Origin of the sequence: Pseudomonas sp. NFPP24, assembly GCF_900112095.1 — a bacterium.
In the GTDB taxonomy this organism is placed as follows: domain Bacteria; phylum Pseudomonadota; class Gammaproteobacteria; order Pseudomonadales; family Pseudomonadaceae; genus Aquipseudomonas; species Aquipseudomonas extremorientalis.
Window position 1 is genome coordinate 66769 of the sequence record NZ_FOKD01000011.1, and the last position, 13980, is coordinate 80748.

The following is a 13980-nucleotide window of genomic DNA, read 5'->3' on the forward strand; positions in this document are numbered from 1 at the left end:
CAACGAGAGCGGTAAAAACCTCACAACTATTTGATCCAGCTCTCTAAAATCGGTCGCCAAAGCCGTTATTGTGCATTTCTCTTTAACGGCCGCTGCACCGCCGACTTGAACCGTAAAGGCCCGCGATCTTTTGACCAGCCCTCTTCTTGAAGCCGTAGCGCTTGCCTGTGAACGCGACCTGCGCCTGCTGTTCGAGCACCTCGAACTGCGGCTCAAGGGCGGCGACATGGTGCAGATCAGCGGCCCCAACGGCAGCGGCAAGACCAGTTTGCTGCGCCTGCTGGCCGGGCTGATGCAGCCGACCGCCGGTGAGGTTCGACTCAACGGCAAGCCCCTCAACGAACAACGCAGCGAACTTGCCCGCAACCTGGTGTGGATCGGCCACGCCGCCGGCATCAAGGATGTACTGACCGCCGAGGAAAACCTCAGTTGGCTCAGCGCCCTGCATCATCCCGCTTCCCGCGATGCCATCTGGCAGGCCCTGGCCGCTGTCGGCCTCAAGGGTTTCGAGGACGTTCCCTGTCACACCTTGTCCGCCGGCCAGCAGCGCCGCGTGGCCCTGGCGCGTTTGTATCTGCCCGGCCCGCCGCTGTGGATTCTCGACGAACCCTTCACCGCCCTCGATAAACAGGGCGTCGCCCAGTTGGAAGAGCACCTGGCCCGGCATTGCGAGCAGGGCGGTCTGGTCGTTCTCACCACTCATCACACCCTCAATCGCGTGCCCGCCGGTTATCGTGACTTGGACCTGGGGCGGTGGTCGCTATGAGCGTATTCGGCCTGTTGGTTGCCCGCGAAGCACGCTTGCTCTGCCGTCGACCGGCCGAACTGGCCAACCCGCTGGTGTTCTTTGCGATTGTCATCGCGCTGTTCCCGCTGGCGGTTGGCCCCGAGACTAAACTGTTGCAAACCTTGTCCCCAGGACTGGTGTGGGTGGCCGCGCTTTTATCGGTCCTGCTCTCGCTGGACGGGCTGTTTCGCAGTGATTTCGAAGACGGTTCCCTGGAACAGTGGGTCCTTTCGTCGCACCCCCTGCCACTTCTGGTTCTGGCCAAGGTACTGGCACACTGGGCTTTTTCCGGCCTCGCGCTAGTCTTGCTCTCGCCGCTGCTGGCGATGATGCTCGGGTTGCCCACCGAATGCCTGCCGATCCTGCTGCTGAGCCTGTTGCTCGGTACGCCGGTGCTCAGCCTGTTGGGCGCGGTAGGCGCGGCATTGACCGTGGGTTTGAAGCGGGGCGGCCTGCTGCTGGCCCTGTTGATTCTGCCTTTGTACATCCCGGTATTGATCCTGGGCAGCGGTGCCTTGCAAGCCGCGCTCATGGGCATGCCAGCGACCGGTTACCTGTTGTGGCTGGGTAGCCTGACCGCCCTGGCGGTCACCCTGACACCCTTTGCTATAGCGGCCGGCCTGAAGATCAGCGTCGGCGAATAATGAGGTCTGGTTAAGCGTTGTCTTAACCAGTAAAGACCCTAAGCTTTTCGCAACGACGAAAAGCAACCGTGATGGAAACAGCAATGAACTGGACCTGGTTTCACAAGCTCGGCTCGCCCAAATGGTTCTATGGCATCAGCGGCAAGCTGTTGCCGTGGTTGAGCGTAGCCGCCGTGTTGCTGATCGGCATCGGCCTGGTCTGGGGCCTGGCCTTCGCGCCGCCGGATTACCAGCAAGGCAACAGCTTTCGCATCATTTATATCCACGTACCTGCCGCGATGCTGGCCCAGTCCTGCTACGTGATGCTGGCGGTGTGCGGCATCGTCGGCCTGGTGTGGAAGATGAAGCTCGCGGATGTGGCCCTGCAATGCGCCGCGCCCATCGGCGCCTGGATGACCGCCGTGGCGCTGGTCACCGGCGCGATCTGGGGCAAACCCACCTGGGGCTCGTGGTGGGTGTGGGATGCGCGACTAACGTCCATGTTGATCCTGCTGTTCCTGTACTTCGGTCTGATTGCCCTGGGCAACGCGATCAGCAATCGTGACAGCGCCGCCAAGGCTTGCGCGGTGCTGGCGATTGTCGGCGTGATCAACATCCCGATCATCAAATACTCGGTGGAGTGGTGGAACACCCTGCACCAGGGCGCCACCTTCACCCTCACCGAAAAACCGGCGATGCCGGTAGAGATGTGGGCGCCGCTGCTGCTGATGGTGCTGGGGTTCTACTGCTTCTTCGGCGCCGTGCTGCTGCTGCGCATGCGCCTCGAAGTGCTCAAGCGTGAAGCCCGTACCAGTTGGGTCAAGGCCGAAGTGCAAAGCAGCCTGGGAGCGCGTGGATGAGTTTTGCTTCTTTCAGCGAGTTTCTCGCCATGGGCCATCACGGCCTGTACGTCTGGACCGCCTATGGCATCTGCCTGGCGGTGCTGGCCCTCAACGTCGCCGCGCCGATCCTGGCCCGCAAGCGTTACCTGCAACAAGAGGCGCGTCGTCTGCGCCGGGAGACCGAAAAGTGAATCCGCTGCGTAGAAAGCGTCTGTTGATCATCCTTGCCATCCTGGTGGGCGTCGGCATTGCCGTGGGCCTTGCCTTGAGCGCCTTGCAACAGAACATCAACCTGTTCTACACCCCGACTCAGATCGCCAACGGCGAAGCGCCGGTGGACACGCGGATTCGCGCCGGCGGCATGGTGGAGAAGGGCTCGCTGAAACGCTCTGCCGACTCCCTCGACGTCACCTTCGTGGTCACCGACTTCAATAAAGCCGTGACCATCACCTACCGCGGCATCCTCCCGGACCTGTTCCGCGAAGGCCAGGGCATCGTCGCCCTGGGCAAGCTCAACGCGGATGGTGTAGTGGTGGCTGATGAAGTGCTGGCCAAGCACGATGAGAAATACATGCCGCCGGAAGTCACCAAGGCGTTGAAAGACAGCGGCCAGTCGGCTCCAACACCTGCCAAGGAGGGCTAAGCCATGACGTCCGCACTGTTTATTCCGGAGTTGGGCCAGTTGGCGATGATCCTCGCCCTGTGCTTTGCCATCGTCCAGGCCGTGGTGCCGTTGCTCGGTGCCTGGCGTGGCGACCGTTTGTGGATGAGCCTGGCGCAGCCGGCGGCCTGGGGCCAGTTTGCTTTCCTGCTGTTCGCGTTTGGCTGCCTGACCTATGCCTTCATGACCGACGACTTTTCCGTCGCCTATGTGGCCAACAACTCCAACAGCGCGTTGCCCTGGTACTTCAAGTTCAGCGCCGTGTGGGGCGCCCACGAAGGCTCGCTGCTGCTGTGGGCGCTGATCCTCGGCGGCTGGACCTTTGCCGTGTCGGTGTTCTCGCGCCAACTGCCGCAAGTGATGCTGGCCCGGGTGCTGGCGGTGATGGGCATGATCAGCATCGGCTTTCTGTTGTTCCTGATCATGACCTCCAACCCGTTCAGCCGCATCCTGCCGCAGATCCCGGCGGACGGGCATGACCTCAACCCTTTGCTGCAAGACATCGGCCTGATCGTGCACCCGCCGATGCTCTACATGGGCTACGTGGGTTTCTCCGTGGCTTTTGCCTTCGCCATTGCCGCCTTGCTGGGTGGGCGCCTCGATGCGGCCTGGGCGCGCTGGTCGCGGCCCTGGACCATCGTCGCCTGGGCGTTCCTCGGGATCGGCATCACCCTGGGTTCGTGGTGGGCTTACTACGAACTCGGCTGGGGCGGTTGGTGGTTCTGGGACCCGGTGGAAAACGCCTCCTTCATGCCCTGGCTGGTGGGTACGGCGCTGATTCACTCGCTGGCCGTCACCGAGAAGCGTGGCGTGTTCAAGAGCTGGACCGTGTTGTTGGCCATCGCCGCGTTTTCCCTCAGCCTGCTCGGCACCTTCCTCGTGCGTTCGGGGGTGCTGACGTCGGTGCATGCGTTTGCGTCCGACCCGGAGCGCGGCGTGTTCATCCTGATCTTCCTGCTGTTTGTGGTCGGCGGCTCCCTGACCCTGTTCGCCCTGCGCGCCCCGGTGGTCAAGAGCCAGGTCGGCTTCAACCTATGGTCGCGGGAAACCCTGCTGCTGGGCAATAACCTGGTGCTGGTGGTAGCCGCGTCGATGATCCTGCTCGGCACCTTGTATCCGCTGGTGCTGGATGCCCTGAGTGGCGCCAAATTGTCGGTCGGCCCGCCGTACTTCAACGCATTGTTCATCCCACTGATGGGCCTGCTGATGGTGGTAATGGCGGTCGGCGTGCTGGTGCGCTGGAAAGACACCCCGGTCAAATGGCTGGCCGGCATGCTGATGCCGGTTCTGCTGGGCAGTGTGGCCCTGGCGGTGATCGCAGGGGTTGCCTACGGCGACTTCAACTGGGCGGTGCTCGCCACCTTCCTGCTCGCCGCCTGGGTGTTGCTGGCCGGCGTGCGCGATATCTTCGACAAAACCCGCCACAAAGGCCTGATCAAGGGCCTGCCAACCCTGACCCGCAGCTACTGGGGCATGCAGGTCGCCCACATCGGCATCGCCGTGTGCGCCCTCGGTGTGGTGCTGTCCAGCCAGAACAGCGCTGAACGCGACCTGCGCCTGGCGCCGGGCGAGTCCATGGACCTGGCCGGTTACCACTTCATCTTCGAAGGCGCCAGGCACTTCGAAGGGCCGAACTTCACCTCCGACAAAGGCACCGTGCGCGTCGTGCGCAACGGCAAGGAGGTGGCGGTGCTGCACCCGGAAAAACGCCTGTACACCGTGCAGAGCTCGATGATGACCGAAGCCGGGATTGACGCAGGTTTCACCCGTGACCTCTACGTCGCATTGGGTGAACCGCTGGGCGACGGCGCCTGGGCCGTGCGGGTGCATGTGAAGCCGTTTGTGCGCTGGATCTGGTTCGGCGGTTTGCTCACGGGCTTTGGTGGTTTGCTCGCCGCGCTGGACCGGCGTTATCGGGTCAAAGTGAAAAGCCGGGTGCGTGAAGCCCTCGGCCTGCAAGGAGCGGCGGCATGAAGCGTTGGTTGATGGTGGTACCGCTGGCGATGTTTCTGGTGGTGGCGGTATTCCTGTATCGCGGGCTGTACCTGGACCCGGCCGAGCTGCCTTCGGCGATGATCGGCAAACAGTTCCCGGCGTTCAGCCTGCCGACCGTGCAGGGCGACAAGACCTTGACCCAGGCCGACCTGCTGGGCAAACCGGCGCTGGTCAACGTGTGGGGCACCTGGTGCATCTCCTGCCGCGTCGAACACCCGGTGCTGAACAAGCTGGCCGAGAAGGGCGTGGTGATCTACGGCATCAACTACAAGGACGACAATGCCGCCGCCTTGAAATGGCTGGCGGAGTTCCATAACCCGTACCAGTTGGATATCCGCGATGAAGACGGCAACCTCGGTCTGAACCTCGGTGTTTACGGCGCTCCGGAAACCTTCTTTATCGATGCCAAGGGCGTGATCCGCGACAAGTACGTCGGCGTGATCGACGAGGTGGTCTGGCGCGAGCAACTGGCCGCCAAGTACCAGGCCCTGGTCGATGAGGCCAAGCCATGAAGCGTCTGTTAGCTGCTGCGGTCCTGGCGCTCGGATTGGCCGGTGTGGCCCACGCCGCCATCGACACCTACGAATTCGCCAACGACGCCGAGCGCGAGCGTTTTCGCGACCTGACCAAGGAACTGCGCTGCCCCAAGTGCCAGAACCAGGACATCGCCGACTCCAACGCGCCGATTGCCGCCGACCTGCGCAAAGAGATTTTCCGCATGCTGGGGGAGGGCAAGGACAACCAGCAGATCATCGATTTCATGGTCGACCGCTACGGTGATTTCGTGCGCTACAAACCGGCCCTCACCGGCAAGACCGCGCTGCTCTGGTTCGGCCCTGCCGGGCTGTTGCTGGCCGGCGTTGTCGTAATGGCCGTGATCGTGCGCCGCCGCCGCGCCGCGCCAACCGATGGTTCCGACGCGCTGTCCCTGGATGAGCGTAAACGCCTCGACCAATTGCTGGACACCAAGACTGATGATTGATTTCTGGCTCGCAGCCGGCCTGCTGCTTCTGATTGCCCTGAGTTTCCTGTTGATCCCTGTCCTGCGCGGTCGCCGTGCCCAACGTGAAGAGGACCGCACCGCGCTGAACGTGGCGCTGTACCAGGAACGCGTCGCCGAGCTGCAAGTGCAGCAGGACGAAGGCGTATTGAATCCTGCGCAACTCGACACCGGCCGCGCCGAAGCTGCCCGCGAATTGCTGGCCGATACCGAAGGCGTGGAAAAGCCCCGTGAGTCGCGCCTGGGCAAGCCGCTGCCCTTGTTGGCGGCGTTTCTGGTGCCGGTCCTTGGCGTTGCCCTGTACTTGCACTATGGGGCCAGCGACAAGGTCGAACTGACCCGCGAATTCTCCCAGCCGCCGGTGTCCATGGAAGACATGACCCAGCGCCTGGAACGGGCCGCCGCTGCCCAGCCTGATTCGGCGGAAGGCCTGTACTTCCTCGGTCGCGCCTACATGGCCCAGGACCGCTCCGCCGATGCCGCTAAAGTCTTCGAGCGCACCGTGGCCCTGGCCGGGCGTCAACCGGAGTTGCTCGGCCAGTGGGCCCAGGCGCAGTACTTTGCCGACAACAAACAGTGGTCGCCCAAGGTCCAGGCCCTGACCGACGAAGCCTTGAAGCTCGATCCGAAGGAAGTCACCAGCCTCGGCCTGCTGGGTATCGCCGCCTTTGAAGGTCAGCGTTATCAAGAGGCGATCGACTACTGGAATCGATTGCTGGCCCAACTGCCACCGCAAGACAACTCCCGCGCCGCCCTGCAAGGCGGTATCGACCGCGCGGCCGAGAAGCTCAAGGAAAGCGGCGGCACGGTTGCGCAAAAGACCGTGATGAAAGTCCGCGTGGACCTGTCCGCCGAGGCGAAGGCCAAAGCCCTGCCCACCGACAGCGTGTTCATCTTCGCTCGCGCCGTCAGTGGCCCGCCGGCCCCCTTGGCGGCCAAGCGCGTCACTGTCGCCGAACTGCCGATCACCGTCGAACTGGGCGATGCCGACGCGATGATGCCGCAATTGAAACTGTCCAACTTCCCCGAAGTCCAACTGGTTGCGCGCATATCCCGGGCCGGTCAGCCGACCACTGGCGAGTGGATCGGCCGCAGCCAACCCCTGGCCAGCAGTACCACTGCCTTGCAGCAGCTGACCATCGACAGTCCGGACCAGTAAATCGAGGAAACGCCCATGACCGCATTTGCACGCATCACCCTGCTCAGCCTGGTATTGGGCCTGAGCGCTTGTGCGGTCCACCGCCCACCTCCGGCACCTACCGGCCCGACCATTCCACCGTCCCCGTCGACCCAACCGAGCACCAAACCGTCCGGCCCGGTGACCCCGCCGCCGAAGCCCGTGCCGACCAAGTCGCCGACGTTTGCGCCACCTCCAGGCGCTGCCAGCCACTGGGACGGCAAGATGCAGGTGTATGTACTGGACGACCAGCCCGACACCTTCTATCGCCAGCGCACGTATTACCGCTGGAGCAACGGCTGGAGCCGCTCGATCAGCCCGAACGGGCCGTGGGAAGACACCGATGTGCAGGGTGTGCCGCCGGGGTTGAGCAAGCAGTACGCGCAATGACAAAAGGCGACCTATTACACAGGTCGCCTTTTTTTGCGCTTTGAAATCCGCTCTTTCAAACACTGGAGATCAAAGAAAGGTGGGAGGGGGCTTGCCCCCGATGGAAAGAATGCGGCACCCCACTACGCCTGAGGCGGCGAAGGGCTGCCAGACGCTGAACATGAAAGTGTCGAGGGGGGGCGCCGAACGTGGTGCGCGACGCGTCGCTCTTCGGTAATGTGACTGCCTCCGGGCTGGCGGCCGGGGGCTTGCTGGATATACTTAGCGGCAGGGCTGAAGGACCGTGGCGAGACTGCCCTCGGCCCGCGCGAAGACCGGGTCCAGGCCCGCAGCCGCGAAGGGTCGCCTGTAGCGCAATACGTATGACGACAAGCGAAGAGGGTGTTCTGATGCCAGGCAGGTTGATCTATCTCATCGGGCCTTCGGGCTCGGGCAAGGACAGCCTGCTGGATGCCGCACGCCCACGTTTAGCCGAGCGCGGCTGCCGCATTGTACGCCGCGTGATCACTCGCTCGCCGGAGTCGGTGGGCGAAGCGGCGCAAGGGGTGAGCCCGGAGCGGTTTGCGCAGATGCAGGCCGAGGGTGCGTTTGCCCTCAGTTGGCAGGCGAATGGCTTGTCCTACGGCATTCCCAGGGTGATTGACGACTGGCTGGCAGCGGGGGACGACGTACTGGTCAACGGCTCCCGTGCACACCTGGCGCAGACCCGCGAGCGCTATCCGACGTCGCTGGTGTTGCTGTTGACGGTGGACCAGGCCGTGTTGCGCCAACGCTTGATCGCACGGGGCCGTGAGGCGTTGGCGGATATCGAAGCGCGCCTGGCACGCAATGCGCGGTTCACCGCCGAGCTGATCGCCGGTAATGGCGCGGGGTTGTTCGTGCTGGATAACTCCGGGCCGCTGGACCACACGGTCGAGCGCCTGCTGTGCTGCCTCGACCACGGGCATTCGGCATGCGCTTGACCTCGCGCTGCACCGGCCTACGGATGGCGCTAGGTCATTAACCCTTCAACATAGCTGATAAACGCCTTGGCCTTGGCACTCGGCATCCGACCCGTCGGCAATACCGCCCAGAGATCCTTGGGAGGCAGTTCCCAATCGGTCAACACAGCTTTCACCTCCCCCCTGGCCAATTCCGGCGAGAACATCCATTCGGACGTCATCGCCAGGCCATGGTGGGCGAGTACGCCTGCGCGCAAGCCTTCGGAAGAGGTGACACGCAAGCGCCCGCGAGCGGCAATGGTGTGTTCGTGTGGGCCTTGTTTGAACGACCAGAGCGGGCTTTCCCCGAGGCTGTAGATCACGGCCTGGTGGTTGAGGATATCCGCCGGGCTTTGTGGCTCGCCGAAACGTTCGAAGTAGGCCGGTGTACCGAACACCCGGCTCGGGCTTTGGCCAAGCCGGCGAGCAGTGAGGCCGGAATCGCTCAGGTTGCCGATACGCAGAGCAACGTCGATGCCGTCTTCAACCAGGTTGAGGAGGCGGTCGTCAAGCAACACGTCGATGTTCAGGCCGGGGTGTTGGTCCAGGAACGGTCCCAGGTTGGGAATGATCCGCATGCGGGAGAACGTCACGCCGGCGCTGACCCGCAGGTTGCCCGTCAAGCCAGCGCCTGCGCCACGGGCGGCCTCGTCAGCTTCGTCGGCTTCGAAAATGGCGCTCTTGGCTTTCTCGAAAAATGCCAGGCCTGCCTCGGTAGGGGTCAGGCCCCTGGTCGAGCGCAGTAACAACCGCACGGCCAGGCGGGCTTCCAACTGCGCGATGCTTTTGGAAACGGCGGGCTGGCCTACGCCCAGTCGTTTGGCGGCGGCCGAGAAGGAGCCGGTCTCGACGACGTGAACGAAGGTTTCCATGGCAGTGAGACGGTCCATCGGATGTTCCTGTTGACTGGGCGGCGCTCAAGCCTAAGGCGCTGGGCTAGCGGTGTCATGCGTTTCCCGTGGGGAGCCGTTGAGTTTTCAATATTCGGTAAAACAGCCGTCAGTCAGACATGCGCATTTTGTGCTTGAGTAAAGATAACTCTAGAGTTACTTTTATTCGGGCCAAGCCAAGGAGGCTGGGGTGCAAAGCAGGCTATTGATCAAGGAACTGCAAGAGGCGGGTTGGGTTTTGGATCGGGTAACGGGCAGTCATCACATTTTTATCCATCGTTATAGCCCGTACACAATCCCGGTACCCCACCCCAAGAAGGACCTGCCACTGGGCACCCTCAGAAGCATCAGGAAACGCGCCGGGCTGTTTGATTTTCAAGGAGAGCATTCATGCAATACCCAATCTGTATCGAATGGGGCGATGACTTCACCGCCACCGGTATCCAGATCCCCGATATCCCCGGTGCAGTCACCGCCGGGGACAGTTTTGAAGAGGCCTACAAAGCCGCCGTGGAAGTTGCGCACATCATGCTGCAAGAGATCGCCGCAGAAGGTGGGACGATTCCGATGCCAACGTCGGTCGCCCGTTATCATGCCCATGAGGACTACGCCGGGATGGGCTGGGGCATGTTGGAGTTGGACGTCACGCCCTACCTGGGTAAGACCGAGAAGGTCAATGTGACCCTGCCCGGTTATGTCATCCAGCGCATCGACCGCTATGTGCGGGAGCACAAGGTCAAAAGCCGCTCGTCATTCCTGGCGGACGCGGCGTTGGAAAAACTGGTGCGATCCTAGGGCTATCAGGCGGTGTCAGGGTTGGAAGCGTGCGTTGTCGGATGAGCACGTTTTTTTTGCCCGCCTTTTTTCAGGCATGTTTGAGTGAGTTTCCTCATGTTTTAAATTAAGATTTTGATTAAGTTAAAGGGGTGTTTTACAAGATTTTTGCCTAGAAAAATCAACTTCATAGTGTTGTTGGTATGTCGGGAATAGTCGGCTGTTAACTGATTTTGTGTGTTTACTTTACAGGTGTGTTCATTAAGTATTGTTGAAAAGAACTCGCGCTGGTGAAGAAGTCGTTAATTTGAGAATTTAATGGGCTGCCAATGGACTGGTCAGCGTTGATATTTCTCATACATGGACGAATGGCTGTTCACTGTTCAGAGTATTCATGATCATGCACTTTCCTGTCCGACAAACTTCACAGCAACCCCCTGTTCACTCGTCGCATTCCCTTTTGTCTGCGTTCGATAACGGCGCCTCGTACTGGACCAGCAAAAAGAGGTCGCTCAGCACCGCGCAGGCAGCGAAACATATCACTCGAGGTAACTTCAAGTTTCATGATCGAGATCGAGACAATAAAGTCGTGGTGGGCTTTAGTTTTTCCGGCGTCTTTACTGCGGCCCAGAAAGAGCGCGCCAGGCAGGCATTGAAGGCTTATGCCGATGTCGCCAACATTTCCTTTGTTGAAAACGGTGCCCAGGTCGATGGCTCTATCGTCATCAGAGGCATGCCAGGCTCCTGGTCGGGCCACGGAGAATTTCCCAACCGATACCAATCGAACGTAACGGCGAAAGTTGGGACGGCAGGCGCGGGCGCCAATCCTGGAGTGGGCAGTCATTTCATGTTCCTGTTGGCCCATGAGTTGGGGCACACCCTGGGCCTGCAACATCCGGGCGGTTACGACGGCGGTGGCACTTACGAGGCCAATGCCGATTATACGCAGGACACCAAGGCCCGCAGTGTCATGAGCTATTGGTCGGAGCGCAAGCAACCGGGTCATGACTTCAACGAACAACAACCCGCAGCGCCCATGATGGACGATATCGCGGCGCTCCAGCGCTCATACGGGGCGAATACGCGCACCCGTGCCACCGATACCGTGTATGGGTTCAACTCCAACACCGATCGTGCGCACTACAGCCTCAAGAGCGCCCGCGACAAGCCCGTCTTCTGCGTCTGGGATGGTGGAGGCGAGGACACTCTGGATTTTTCCGGCTTTGGCAATAAACAAAACATCAACCTCAATGCCGAGGCGTTTTCCGATGTGGGGGGGCTGCGGGGTAATGTGTCGATCGCCAAGGGCGTGATCGTTGAGAACGCTATTGGGGGCTCCAACAGCGATGTGTTGACGGGTAACAGCGCCAATAACCGCTTGAAAGGGGCTGGCGGCAGCGACACGCTGCGCGGCGGTGCCGGCGCCGACACCTTTGTATACGACCGCGTCAGCGACTCAACGCCCCAGGCTCCCGACTTTATTCAGGACTTCACCAGCGGTAGCGACAAAATCGACGTGGCCGGCGTACTGCGCGAGGCGGGGCTCACGTCGCTGAACTTCACGGATAGCTTCAGTGGTCGTGCCGGCGACGCGGTGCTCAGGCATGACACGGCAACCGGGCGCTCCACACTGGCGGTGGATACCACGGGAGATGGCACGGCAGATCTGTTGATCAGCAGCCAAGGCCAAATCAAACAGGAAGACGTGATCTGGAGCGGTGAGAGAGAGGTCGTGGCGGTGACGTCCACTCCAGCCACTGACCCCGCGCCGGAGCCTGAACAGGATCCTGTGCTTGACTCGACTTCAGAGCCGGATCCGCTTCCAACGCCCGGGCCCACACCCTGGTTTGGATCGCGGGTGGGCAAACAGATCGTTTCAGGGGTCTCGCGCTTCGCGAACTGGATATTCAGCTGGTTCCGGTGAACGCTTGGAAACTGTTGTCAATTGCAAGTATTGGAGTGTGAGTTTTTATAGGTTTGTTTATGGCGCATGCACGGCGTTTCAGTTGGTATGACTCACGTACTTGCTTGGCGTACTTCTCTGTGCGATTTTGCTTGTGTGTTCATGGTTTGTTTGTTTGCAAGTAATTGGTGTGAGTATTAGTTGTTGTTTCCTTTTTTAAAAGTCTAGCGAGTTGCTCATGAAGATATCAAATGTTTCCCCTGTTGCGAGCAGTAGCAGGATTATGGGTTCTGACAATTTAAAAACAGATGGTCATCTCACTTCATACACGACGGATCAAGCGGCGAAACATCTCACGCGAGGCGGTTACAAATGGCGAGATCGGAATAACGACGGGAAAATAGATCTTTCGTATACCTTGGATTCCAGATTCACCCCTCACCAGAAATCGCGGATCAAGGAGGGGCTTCGGTCCTGGGCGGAGGTGACCAACCTGTCGTTCAAGGAAAATGCCAAGGGGGCCGATGCCTCCCTCCGTATCTCACCCTTAGCGGGAGATAGAGGGGGAGTAGCGAGTCTGCCCAATAGCTTTTCGATCGGTACGGTCGACATCGGCACTCAGGGGGCTGATGGAAAGCTGGAACACGGGACTTTGTTTGATAAGGTAACAGTCCATGAAATTGGCCATTCCATCGGTCTTGAGCATCCCCACGACGACGGTCCGGCTTACCGAGAGGACTCAACCACCTACACCGCCATGAGCTACCACGATTCGTCCTTTGGCGATTATCCTTACGGCGGCAAAAAAATCGCGGCCCCCATGATGCATGATATCGCCGCGGCGCAGAGATTGTACGGGGCGAACACCCACACCCGAAAAACCAACACGGTCTACGGCTTCAACTCCAACACCGGTCGAGATTTCTACAGCCTGAAGAGCGCCAAGGACAAACCTGTTTTTTGCGTCTGGGATGCAGGTGGAACCGATACCCTGGACTTTTCCGGTTTCCGCCAGAAACAGAAAATCAATCTGAATGCTGAGTCCTTTTCGGATGTTGGCGGCCTGAAAAACAACGTCTCCATCGCCAAGGGCGTCACGTTGGAAAATGCGGTGGGTGGTTCCAGTGATGACAGCCTGATCGGTAACCCTATCGGCAACCGCCTCAAGGGCGGTGGCGGGGCGGACAAGCTCGAGGGCGGCGGCGGTGCGGATACGTTTGTCTATGACAGCATCGCAGACTCCACGCCTGAGTCCCCTGATTTGATCATGGATTTTGCCAGCGGTACTGACAGAGTCGACATCTCCACGCTATTGAAGCGCGCTGCTGTGAAGGTCCTCTACATTGTTGACCGATTCAGCGGGCGTGCGGGCGAGGCGGTATTGAGCCACGACGCGAGCAACGGGCAGGGACGCCTGGCGCTTGACCTGACAGGTAATGGGAAGCCTGATTTTCTGGTGAGCTGTAACGGGAAAATCCACTACAAGGATTTGATGGTCAACCCTGAACCTCCCACCTCAATTGAACCAGAGCCCGATTTGACGACAGCTCAGGAACCAGAGCCCAGCCCGCCGAGGACTAAAAGAGAGAACGCAGCAAAAGAGCAGGGGGGCGGCAAAACGCACTCTTACAGTTCGGCTTCTGAATCGAACTGCCAAAAGGTCGACACCTTGGAGGATTTCACCAGTGGCAAGGATAAAATCGATTTATCCAGGATGCTTGAAAAGTCGGGTGTTTCGCTGACACAGGTAGACAGGTTCACGGGAAAGGCCGGTGAGGCATTCATCATGAAATCAGACTGTGATGGCCTGTACTGGGTAGCCGTTGACATGGACGGGGACAAATGCAGTGATTTTGTCGTCAATAGCCCTAACGTGATAAGCGCCGCAGACGTGGTGGGTATGAAGGTGAACCAGGCCTACGATCAGCAGTTATCCCGACGCAACTGATGGTCTTGCA

General features: G+C 60.3%; 15 protein-coding genes and 1 pseudogene. 15 read left to right on the top strand and 1 reads right to left on the bottom strand.

From position 1 onward, the window contains the following. The first annotated feature begins 130 nt into the window (after positions 1 to 130). The 11 genes from ccmA to phnN all read left to right on the top strand — a co-directional run bounded on the left by ccmA (position 131) and on the right by phnN (position 8437). On the top strand, positions 131 to 766 hold the full coding sequence (gene ccmA / locus BM026_RS22220; protein WP_092247756.1) for a cytochrome c biogenesis heme-transporting ATPase CcmA: 636 nt from the start codon (positions 131 to 133) through the stop codon (positions 764 to 766). Next, positions 763 to 1431: a heme exporter protein CcmB gene (gene ccmB, locus BM026_RS22225; RefSeq protein WP_092247759.1), complete on the top strand. Its 669-nt coding sequence runs from the start codon at positions 763 to 765 to the stop codon at positions 1429 to 1431. Before ccmA ends, ccmB begins: the two co-directional genes overlap by 4 nt. Before the next feature lie 83 nt (positions 1432 to 1514). Beyond that, the gene (locus BM026_RS22230; RefSeq protein WP_071488491.1) at positions 1515 to 2270 is read left to right on the top strand and encodes a heme ABC transporter permease; all 756 of its coding nucleotides are present in this window, start codon (positions 1515 to 1517) and stop codon (positions 2268 to 2270) included. Beyond that, positions 2267 to 2443 (top strand): heme exporter protein CcmD, encoded by a 177-nt coding sequence (ccmD, locus tag BM026_RS22235; protein ID WP_061435869.1) that lies wholly within the window; start codon positions 2267 to 2269, stop codon positions 2441 to 2443. The genes BM026_RS22230 and ccmD overlap by 4 nt, the downstream gene beginning before the upstream one ends. After that, entirely contained in the window at positions 2440 to 2895 is a 456-nt protein-coding gene (gene ccmE, locus BM026_RS22240) for a cytochrome c maturation protein CcmE (protein ID WP_092247762.1), read from the top strand. Before ccmD ends, ccmE begins: the two co-directional genes overlap by 4 nt. A 3-nt stretch (positions 2896 to 2898) precedes the next feature. Continuing rightward, entirely contained in the window at positions 2899 to 4887 is a 1989-nt protein-coding gene (locus BM026_RS22245) for a heme lyase CcmF/NrfE family subunit (RefSeq protein WP_093123229.1), read from the top strand. Further along, positions 4884 to 5420, top strand: coding sequence for a DsbE family thiol:disulfide interchange protein (locus tag BM026_RS22250; protein WP_071488488.1), 537 nt, complete (start codon positions 4884 to 4886; stop codon positions 5418 to 5420). The genes BM026_RS22245 and BM026_RS22250 overlap by 4 nt, the downstream gene beginning before the upstream one ends. Then, entirely contained in the window at positions 5417 to 5890 is a 474-nt protein-coding gene (locus tag BM026_RS22255) for a cytochrome c-type biogenesis protein (RefSeq protein WP_071488487.1), read from the top strand. The genes BM026_RS22250 and BM026_RS22255 overlap by 4 nt, the downstream gene beginning before the upstream one ends. Further along, complete coding sequence (gene ccmI / locus BM026_RS22260) at positions 5883 to 7067, top strand: c-type cytochrome biogenesis protein CcmI (RefSeq protein WP_092247768.1); 1185 nt, start codon at positions 5883 to 5885, stop codon at positions 7065 to 7067. Before BM026_RS22255 ends, ccmI begins: the two co-directional genes overlap by 8 nt. Positions 7068 to 7082: 15 nt before the next feature. Further along, on the top strand, positions 7083 to 7475 hold the full coding sequence (locus BM026_RS22265; RefSeq protein ID WP_071488485.1) for a hypothetical protein: 393 nt from the start codon (positions 7083 to 7085) through the stop codon (positions 7473 to 7475). Positions 7476 to 7864: 389 nt separating this feature from the next. Further along, positions 7865 to 8437 (top strand): phosphonate metabolism protein/1,5-bisphosphokinase (PRPP-forming) PhnN, encoded by a 573-nt coding sequence (phnN, locus tag BM026_RS22270; protein WP_092247771.1) that lies wholly within the window; start codon positions 7865 to 7867, stop codon positions 8435 to 8437. Between the two features lie 29 nt (positions 8438 to 8466). On the opposite strand, the gene BM026_RS22275 is transcribed toward phnN, so the two are convergent. Next, entirely contained in the window at positions 8467 to 9345 is an 879-nt protein-coding gene (locus BM026_RS22275) for a LysR family transcriptional regulator (protein WP_092247774.1), read from the bottom strand. Positions 9346 to 9535: 190 nt separating this feature from the next. On the opposite strand from BM026_RS22275, the pseudogene BM026_RS22280 reads away from it, so the two are divergent. The 4 genes and pseudogenes from BM026_RS22280 to BM026_RS22295 all read left to right on the top strand — a co-directional run. Further along, positions 9536 to 9715, top strand: a pseudogene (locus tag BM026_RS22280) (type II toxin-antitoxin system HicA family toxin); the annotation flags it as partial. A gap of 20 nt (positions 9716 to 9735) precedes the next feature. Then, the gene (locus BM026_RS22285) at positions 9736 to 10140 is read left to right on the top strand and encodes a type II toxin-antitoxin system HicB family antitoxin (RefSeq protein WP_092247779.1); all 405 of its coding nucleotides are present in this window, start codon (positions 9736 to 9738) and stop codon (positions 10138 to 10140) included. Between the two features lie 373 nt (positions 10141 to 10513). Further along, positions 10514 to 12043: a M10 family metallopeptidase C-terminal domain-containing protein gene (locus tag BM026_RS22290; protein WP_256575543.1), complete on the top strand. Its 1530-nt coding sequence runs from the start codon at positions 10514 to 10516 to the stop codon at positions 12041 to 12043. Between the two features lie 262 nt (positions 12044 to 12305). Beyond that, positions 12306 to 13970, top strand: coding sequence for a M10 family metallopeptidase C-terminal domain-containing protein (locus BM026_RS22295; protein ID WP_093530094.1), 1665 nt, complete (start codon positions 12306 to 12308; stop codon positions 13968 to 13970). Positions 13971 to 13980: the final 10 nt, after the last annotated feature.

Excerpts from the sequence above, each read along its gene's own strand:
- ccmD (WP_061435869.1), top strand. The coding sequence starts at position 2,267 with ATGAGTTTTGCTTCTTTCAGCGAGTTTCTCGCCATGGGCCATCACGGC.
- ccmI (WP_092247768.1), top strand. The coding sequence starts at position 5,883 with ATGATTGATTTCTGGCTCGCAGCCGGCCTGCTGCTTCTGATTGCCCTG.
- ccmB (WP_092247759.1), top strand. The coding sequence starts at position 763 with ATGAGCGTATTCGGCCTGTTGGTTGCCCGCGAAGCACGCTTGCTCTGC.
- BM026_RS22275 (WP_092247774.1), bottom strand. The coding sequence starts at position 9,345 with ATGGACCGTCTCACTGCCATGGAAACCTTCGTTCACGTCGTCGAGACC.
- BM026_RS22295 (WP_093530094.1), top strand. The coding sequence starts at position 12,306 with ATGGGTTCTGACAATTTAAAAACAGATGGTCATCTCACTTCATACACG.
- BM026_RS22255 (WP_071488487.1), top strand. The coding sequence starts at position 5,417 with ATGAAGCGTCTGTTAGCTGCTGCGGTCCTGGCGCTCGGATTGGCCGGT.
- BM026_RS22265 (WP_071488485.1), top strand. The coding sequence starts at position 7,083 with ATGACCGCATTTGCACGCATCACCCTGCTCAGCCTGGTATTGGGCCTG.
- BM026_RS22230 (WP_071488491.1), top strand. The coding sequence starts at position 1,515 with ATGAACTGGACCTGGTTTCACAAGCTCGGCTCGCCCAAATGGTTCTAT.
- BM026_RS22250 (WP_071488488.1), top strand. The coding sequence starts at position 4,884 with ATGAAGCGTTGGTTGATGGTGGTACCGCTGGCGATGTTTCTGGTGGTG.
- phnN (WP_092247771.1), top strand. The coding sequence starts at position 7,865 with ATGCCAGGCAGGTTGATCTATCTCATCGGGCCTTCGGGCTCGGGCAAG.
- BM026_RS22290 (WP_256575543.1), top strand. The coding sequence starts at position 10,514 with ATGATCATGCACTTTCCTGTCCGACAAACTTCACAGCAACCCCCTGTT.
- BM026_RS22285 (WP_092247779.1), top strand. The coding sequence starts at position 9,736 with ATGCAATACCCAATCTGTATCGAATGGGGCGATGACTTCACCGCCACC.
- BM026_RS22245 (WP_093123229.1), top strand. The coding sequence starts at position 2,899 with ATGACGTCCGCACTGTTTATTCCGGAGTTGGGCCAGTTGGCGATGATC.